General features: G+C 70.6%; 7 protein-coding genes and 1 pseudogene. 2 read left to right on the top strand and 6 right to left on the bottom strand.

From position 1 onward, the window contains the following. Positions 1-558: 558 nt before the first annotated feature. Positions 559-1,851, bottom strand: coding sequence for a tyrosine--tRNA ligase (gene tyrS / locus ABZU25_RS16250; protein ID WP_355030133.1), 1,293 nt, complete (start codon positions 1,849-1,851; stop codon positions 559-561). 106 nt (positions 1,852-1,957) lie between these two features. On the opposite strand from tyrS, the gene ABZU25_RS16245 reads away from it, so the two are divergent. After that, on the top strand, positions 1,958-2,341 hold the full coding sequence (locus tag ABZU25_RS16245; protein WP_355030132.1) for a PaaI family thioesterase: 384 nt from the start codon (positions 1,958-1,960) through the stop codon (positions 2,339-2,341). Between the two features lie 19 nt (positions 2,342-2,360). Here ABZU25_RS16245 and ABZU25_RS16240 read toward each other — a convergent pair whose 3' ends face one another. The 3 genes from ABZU25_RS16240 to ABZU25_RS16230 form a co-directional block, all read right to left on the bottom strand. After that, on the bottom strand, positions 2,361-3,692 hold the full coding sequence (locus tag ABZU25_RS16240; protein WP_355030121.1) for a hemolysin family protein: 1,332 nt from the start codon (positions 3,690-3,692) through the stop codon (positions 2,361-2,363). Between the two features lie 153 nt (positions 3,693-3,845). Further along, positions 3,846-4,487, bottom strand: coding sequence for a hypothetical protein (locus ABZU25_RS16235; RefSeq protein WP_355030120.1), 642 nt, complete (start codon positions 4,485-4,487; stop codon positions 3,846-3,848). Positions 4,488-4,496: 9 nt separating this feature from the next. Continuing rightward, entirely contained in the window at positions 4,497-4,997 is a 501-nt protein-coding gene (locus tag ABZU25_RS16230; protein ID WP_355030119.1) for a GNAT family N-acetyltransferase, read from the bottom strand. 120 nt (positions 4,998-5,117) lie between these two features. Between ABZU25_RS16230 and ABZU25_RS16225 the strand changes: the two are divergent. After that, positions 5,118-5,291, top strand: a pseudogene (locus ABZU25_RS16225) (universal stress protein); the annotation flags it as partial. On the opposite strand, the gene ABZU25_RS16220 reads toward ABZU25_RS16225, so the two are convergent. Together ABZU25_RS16220 and ABZU25_RS16215 are read right to left on the bottom strand one after the other, a co-directional pair. Beyond that, complete coding sequence (locus tag ABZU25_RS16220; RefSeq protein ID WP_355030118.1) at positions 5,284-5,919, bottom strand: FMN reductase; 636 nt, start codon at positions 5,917-5,919, stop codon at positions 5,284-5,286. The pseudogene ABZU25_RS16225 and the gene ABZU25_RS16220 sit on opposite strands and share 8 nt — an antisense overlap. Beyond that, positions 5,916-7,058, bottom strand: a complete 1,143-nt coding sequence (locus tag ABZU25_RS16215) for an LLM class flavin-dependent oxidoreductase (protein WP_355030117.1) — start codon at positions 7,056-7,058, stop codon at positions 5,916-5,918. Before ABZU25_RS16215 ends, ABZU25_RS16220 begins: the two co-directional genes overlap by 4 nt. Between the last annotated feature and the right edge of the window lie 136 nt (positions 7,059-7,194).

Raw genomic sequence — 7,194 nt, 5'->3', positions numbered from 1 at the left:
TATAAATCATAATTGGCACTGGCTTTACAAGCACCCTGTTGAGTTCTCAAAGAACAACCACACACCGACCAGAAGCCCCACCTCAGTGGAACCCCAACCGGGGCTTTTCGTTCGCGTCCCTCAGCGCTTTCCAGCGCCAGGCACTTTTACTACGTTACCCGCCCGTTTCCGCCGTGTCAAACCGCTGTTTCGCGGTTCGTCGTGCTTCATCCGGTAATGCGGGCACCATGTCTCGACCGGCTTGCGCCGTTCTCGTCACGGATTCGGCAGGCCGGCCGCTGCGGTCTCCCGCAAGCTTGCCCGGTGCCCTGCCGGTTGGTAACCATACCCGGTCGGTTTCGCCGCGCCAAATCCGCCTCGCGGCGAACTGTGGGGCACCACCCGGCGCCGGTCCCGAGAGGTTCAACCCCTCCGATCCGGCGGTCATTCCCGCGCTCCGGCCGCCTCAGGCTTTGGCCTGTTTCGTCCGTTCCGCGCTGGCAGAGAGAAAGTTACGCGTCCGGCGGGATGATCGTCAAATCCGCCGGACGCGTCCCCCGTCACATCGTCGACAGTCGACTATTCGCCCAGCTCAACGCCCGCGAACGAGCGCTTGCCGCGACGCAGCACCAGGTATCGCCCGTGCAGCAGGTCGGTCGGCGACACTCCGGCGTCCACCTCGGTCACCCGGTTGTTGTTGACGTAGGCGCCGCCCTCGGCGATCACCCGGCGAGCCTCCTTGAGGCCACTGACGAGCCCGGAGTCCCGCAACAGCCCCGCCACGTCCGGCAACTCGCCGGAGAGACGCACCAGGCCGGCCTCGGTCAACGCCGCGCGCAGCGTCTCCGGTGCCAGGTCGTCCAGCGACCCGCGCCCGAAGAGGGCCTGGCTGGCGGCGATCGCCTGCCGGGTCTCCTCCGCGCCGTGCACCAGGGTGGTCAGCTCCTCGGCGAGCGCCCGCTGCGCCAGGCGGGCCGCCGGCCGCTCAGCCGTCGCCTTCGCCAGCTCCTCCAACTCGTCGCGGCTACGGAAGCTGAAGTACCGCAGGTAGCGGTCCACCTCTGCGTCCTCCACGTTGAGCCAGAACTGGTAGAACGCGTACGGGCTGGTCAACGTCGGGTCGAGCCAGACGGTGCCGCCCTCGGTCTTGCCGAACTTCGTGCCGTCGGACTTGGTGACCAGCGGCGTGGTGAACGCCTGCACCGGCCCCGCCCCACGCCGACGGACGTAGTCGACGCCGGCGGTGATGTTCCCCCACTGGTCGGAGCCGCCGAACTGAAGCTGGCAGCCGTGCCGACGGTGCAGCTCGAAGAAGTCGTTGGCCTGGAGCAGTTGGTAGCTGAACTCGGTGAAGCTGATGCCCGTCTCCAGCCGCGCCCGCACCACCTCCCGCGCGAGCATCTTGTTGACCGGGAAGTGCTTGCCCACGTCGCGCAGGAACTCGACCACCGACATCTCGCCGGTCCAGTCCAGGTTGTTGACCAGGTGCGCCGCGTTCTCGCCGGTGTACGACACGAAGGGCGCGAGCTGGTCGCGGATGCGCTCGACCCAGCCGGCGATCACCTCGGGCGGGTTGAGCGTCCGCTCGGCGCTCTCCTTCGGGTCACCGATCTGCCCGGTCGCCCCGCCCACCAGCAGCAACGGGCGGTGACCCGCGAGTTGCAGCCGGCGGGCCGTGGTGACCTGCATGAGCGAGCCGACGTGCAGGCTCTGCGCGGTGGGGTCGAAGCCCACGTAATAGGTGGCGGCGGTCCCACCGTCGAGCAGCTGGCGCAGCTCGTCGAGGCCGGTCGAGTCCTGGATGAGGCCACGCCAGAGCAGGTCGTCGGTCAGGGAGTCCCGCCCGGACGGCGGGGGGCTGCTGTCGGTCACGGTCACCGATTCTCCCCCATCGCCGGCTCCGACCCGTACCGGGTTTGCCGCAACCCGCCCTGGTTAGGCTGGCGCCCTGTTGATCGAGGAGGGGTTTGCCGTGGAGATGCCGGATCTGACGGGTGGTTTCTTTGCCATGCTCGGCCTGAAGTTCGAGGAGGCGTCCGCCGACCGGGTGGTCATCAGCTGGCAGGTCCGACCGGAGCTGCACCAGCCGTTCGGCATCCAGCACGGCGGGGTGTACTGCTCGGTCGTGGAGACCGCGGCCAGTGTGGGTGGCTCCCTCTGGCTGGCCGGCCGGGGCAGGGTGGTCGGCGTGTCGAACCAGACCGACTTCCTGCGGGCCGTCCGGGACGGGGAGCTGACCGCGGTCGGCACGCCCGTGCACCGGGGTCGCAGCCAGCAGCTCTGGCAGGTGGAGATCACCGATGCCGACGAGCGGCTGGTCGCCCGTGGTCAGGTCCGGCTACAGAACCTGTCCCGCGACTGAGCGGCGGCACCCGGACGGTTCAGCTGCGGGCCTCGTCCAGCACCGGCTCGGCCGCCTGGTCGGCATCGGGGTCGACAGCATCGGGTACGCGACTGACCCGTACCTCGGTGATCGCCCGGTGGTCGATGCCGGCCACCATCAGCACCCACCCGTCCAGTGTCACGTCCTCGCCGGCGACGGTGGGGATGTGCCCGAGTCGGGCCAGCACCAGCCCGGCGACGGTGGTGTAGTCGCCGTCCGGGCGTGACGGCAGCTCGACGCCGATGTCCGGCAGGTCGTGCACCGGGAAGGTGCCGGGCAGCAGCAGCGCGCCGTCGGGGTCGCGGCGCACCGAACGCACGTCCCGGTCGGTCTCGTCGTAGATCTCACCGACGATCTCCTCCAGGATGTCTTCCAGCGTGACGATGCCGTCGACGGCGCCGCGCTCGTCCACGACGAGTGCGATGTGCTGGCGCTCGGCCTTGAACTGGCGCAGCGCGTCCACCACCGGCAGCGAGTCGGGCAGCAGCATCGGGGGGCGGGCGATCTCGTCGACCGGGCGGTCGTCGGGCACCCCCACCAGGTCGCGCAGGTGGATCACGCCGGCCGTGTCGTCCAGGCCGCCGTGGCGCACGACCGGCGCCCGGGAGTGCCCGGTGGCGGCCAGCACGAGCCGCGCGGCCTCCGCGGTGGTGCCGCTGTCGAGCGTGAAGACCTGCAACCGGGGTACGAGGACAGCCCGCAACCGCCGGTCGGCGATCTCCACCGCCCCGGCGATGATGATGCGTTGTTCCTTGGTGAAGCCGTGGTTGCCGGCGACGATGTCCCGCAGCTCGTCCGGGCCGATCTCCTCCGGCTGGTGTTTCGGGTTGAGCCCGACCAGGCGGACCACCACGTCGCTGGTGGCGCCGAGCGCCCAGACGGCCGGCCGGCTGAAGCTGGCGAGCAGATCGAGGGGGCGGGCCACCAGCAGCGCCCACCGCTCGGCGGACTGCATGGCGATCCGCTTGGGGGCCAGCTCGCCGAAGACCAGGGTGACGAAGGTCAGCGCGAGGGTGACCACGACGATGGCCACCGTCTCGGCCGCGCCGCCGAACGCCCCGAGCAGCGGGACGAGCGGCTTGGCCAGCGAGACCGCCGCGGCGGCGGAGGCCAGGAAGCCGGCGAGGGTGATGCCGATCTGGATGGTGGCCAGGAAGCGGTTCGGATCCTTGGCGAGCCGGGCCAGCACCCGCCCGGCCCGGCTGGTGCGCTCCAACCGCTGGATCTGGCTGTCCCGCAGCGACACCAGCGCCATCTCACTGCCGGCGAAGAGCGCGTTGATCACGACCAGGATTCCGACCAGGGCCAGTTGGCTCCCGTAGCTCTGCACGCCCGGTTCGCTCCCTCTGCGGTGATGGCACCGGCCAGTACGCGCGGCGCCCGCCGGTCGGCGAGCCCGCCCGGCGTAGGCGTCTGTTTGCCCCGTCCGGTGCCCGCCGAATCCTGACCCGGTGAGGCTACGCCGGATCGGTCGCCGGTGACGCTACGCGGGATCGGCGGCCGGGGTCGCCGGCAGATCGAGCACGTACGAGTCGCCCTCCGGGCGAAAGCCGAGGCGGTGGTAGTAGGGGGCGACCATCCGGGGCGGGCTGACCACCCGGCGGAAGCCCCGTTCGGTGAACAGGTGGCTGCGTCGGTAGACGAACTCGCCCGGGGTGAAGTCGCGGAACTTGGGGGTCACGTAGTCCAGATCGATCTGGGCGACGCCCTGCGCCTCGGCGTGCGAGAGCACCACGCCCACCACCTCGTCGGCCGTGACCACCAGGAAGGCCGATCGCCCGGACGCGTCCGGGTCCCAGTGGAAGTCGGGGTTGAACCGGGCGATGTCGGCGGCGTGCACCCGCAGCGTGTGCGCGAGGAACTGGTCGCCGACACCGACCTCCACCACCTGGTAGGTCTGCTCGTCGTGCCGGGTGGCGAGCATCCCGCGCAGGTACCAGATGTTGATCGCCGCGAGCACGACGTTGAGCCCGACCATGGGCCAGACCTCGATGGCGGCGTTGTAGCCGATCAGCACGACGCTGCCGACGAGGTTGAGCGCGCGCAGCCGCAGGACGCGCGACTGCAACAGGGACCAGACCAGCACCGCGGAGCCGGCCCAGCCGACCAGATCCAACCAGTTCACAGCGCGAGACTAGTGCCCGCCCAGGTCAGCGGCATCGGCGGGCAGCTCCAGCAGCCACTCCTCGACGTCTTCGCCGCGCCCGCTGGCGTACCCCGAGTCCTCGCCGACCACCACGAACCCGCACTTGCGCAGCACCGCGAGGGAGGCGGCGTTGTCCTTGGCGGCGCGGGCGTGCACCGGCCGGGGCAGCTCGCGCAGCAGCGCGGCCAGGGCCGCCGTGGCGTGACCCCGGCCCCAGCGTGCCGGGTCGATCCAGTAGCTGACCTCGGTCTGACCCTCGACGGGGAAGGCGCTCACGTAGCCGACCACCGCGCCGTCGACCTCGATGGTGCGGACCCGGTTGGCCGGGTTGGTGAGCACCCGGGCCCAGTGTGCGGCGAACTCACGACGGTCGGACGGGTCCTTGGGCCCGAACGCGGCCATCCGGTTGGCCTCCGGATCCTGCTGGTGCAGGTAGAACTCGACGAGGTCGTCCTCCAGGACCGGGCGCAGCCGCAGATCAGACGTCATCCGGCGAGAGTACGCAGCGGCTGTGACAGTCGGGGATCACCGGCCCGGCGAGCAGGATCTGCCCACCGCTGTCGGGCGATCCGCGCCGAGCACCCCGACCTGGTGGTGCGGGAGCATCCGGTCCGGGCGGCCGGCCCGGCCCAGGGCCTCATCGAGGCCAGCGGCAGGGCGTCGCTGCTGGTCGTGGGCACCCGGGGCCGGGCCGGATTCGCGGGTCTGCTGCTCGGCTCGGTCAGCCAGGCGTCGATCCAGTACGCGCACTGCCCGGTGCTGGTCGCCCACCCGGTCAGCTGACCGACGCGCCGTCGCCTCGGTCGAGCAGGTGCAGGAAGTCGGTGGTGAGGGCGAACGGGTCGGCGGGGCCGCTGGTCGGCGGCCGACGCTCGACCTGGTCGGCCAGCTCGCCGGCGGCGCGCCGGATCCGGCCGCGCAACGCGCCGTCGGCAGTGCCGTCGGACCAGTCCTCCGGAGCGGCGAAGACCGCTGTCGGCACCACCACCGCCCGGAGGTACGCGAACATCGGGCGGACGGCGTGCTCCAGTGCCAGTGAGTGGCGAGCGGTGCCGCCGGTGGCCCCGATCAGCACCGGCCGGTCGACAAGCGACGCGGAATCCAGCACGTCGAAGAACGACTTGAACAGCCCGTTGTACGAGGCGCTGAAGATCGGGGTGACGGCGATGAGTCCGTCCGCCCCGGTCACCGCGTCGATGACCTCGCGCAGCGCCGCCGGCGGAAACCCGGTGAGCATGTTGTTCACCACGTCGTGGGCGTATTCCCGCAGGTCGACGACGTGCAACTCCACCTCGGTGCCGCGCCGGACCAACTCGTCGCGGGTGGCCGCGGCGAGCTGGTCGGCGAGCAGCCGGGTCGACGAGGGCTGACTCAGCCCCGCCGAGACCACGGCCAGGGTGCGGTGGGTCATCGGGTCGCCCCCTCCGGTGCCTTGCCCGTCACGTCGTCGACGGCGTGCACTGTGCTGTCCTTGCCGCCGCCCGCGGCGGCGACCAGGGACGCGTGCGTCGGCGCGTCCGGCACGTGCGCGGGGCGCAACGCCTCGAACTCCTTGCGCAGCACCGGCACGACCTCCTCGCCGAGCAGGTCGAGCTGCTCCAGCACGGTCTTGAGGGGCAGCCCGGCGTGGTCCATCAGGAACAGCTGCCGCTGGTAGTCGCCGACGTACTCCCGGAAGCCGAGCGTACGGTCGATGACCTGCTGCGGGCTGCCCACGGTCAGCGGCGTCTCCCGGGTGAACTCCTCCAGCGACGGCCCGTGCCCGTAGACCGGGGCGTTGTCGAAGTACGGCCGGAACTCGCGGACCGCGTCCTGCGAGTTGCGGCGCATGAACACCTGCCCACCGAGGCCGACGATGGCCTGGTCGGCGGTGCCGTGGCCGTAGTGCGCGTACCGCTGGCGGTAGAGCGCGACCATCCGCTCGGTGTGCTCCTTGGGCCAGAAGATGTGGTTGGCGAAGAAACCGTCGCCGTAGTACGCGGCCTGCTCGGCGATCTCCGGGCTGCGGATCGAGCCGTGCCAGACGAACGGCGGCACGCCGTCGAGCGGGCGCGGCGTCGAGGTGAACGACTGCAACGGGGTGCGGTACTTGCCCTTCCAGTCGACCACGTCCTCCCGCCACAGCCGGTGCAGCAGGTCGTAGTTCTCGATCGCGAGGGGGATGCCGGCGCGGATGTCCTTGCCGAACCACGGGTAGACCGGGCCGGTGTTGCCGCGGCCCATCATCAGGTCCACCCGGCCGTCGGACAGATGCTGGAGCATCGCGTAGTCCTCGGCGATCTTCACCGGGTCGTTGGTGGTGATCAGCGTGGTCGCGGTGGACAGCAGCAGCCGCTCGGTGCGCGCCGCGATGTGGCCGAGCATGGTGGTCGGTGACGAGGGCACGAACGGCGGGTTGTGGTGCTCGCCCGCGGCGAAGACGTCCAGGCCGACCTCTTCGGCCTTGAGCGCGATGGCGACCATGGCCTTGATCCGCTCATGCTCGGTCGGCTCCCGACCGGTGGTCGGGTCGGCAGTGACGTCGCCGACGGTGAAGACTCCGAACTGCATGACCAGCTCCCTGCGTGTAGAACCGGGTCATTCGTCGTGCCCGGACGCAGCTGTCAACTTATTTGACGACGCAACTATTCCGGAGGCGGCACGTCTCGGAGTGGCGCGGGTCACGTCCGAAAGCGGACACCCGTGA

Source organism: Micromonospora sp. NPDC005215, from assembly GCF_040607915.1.
Classification (GTDB): domain Bacteria; phylum Actinomycetota; class Actinomycetes; order Mycobacteriales; family Micromonosporaceae; genus Micromonospora.
This window is presented reverse-complemented; position numbering and strand designations above follow the sequence as displayed.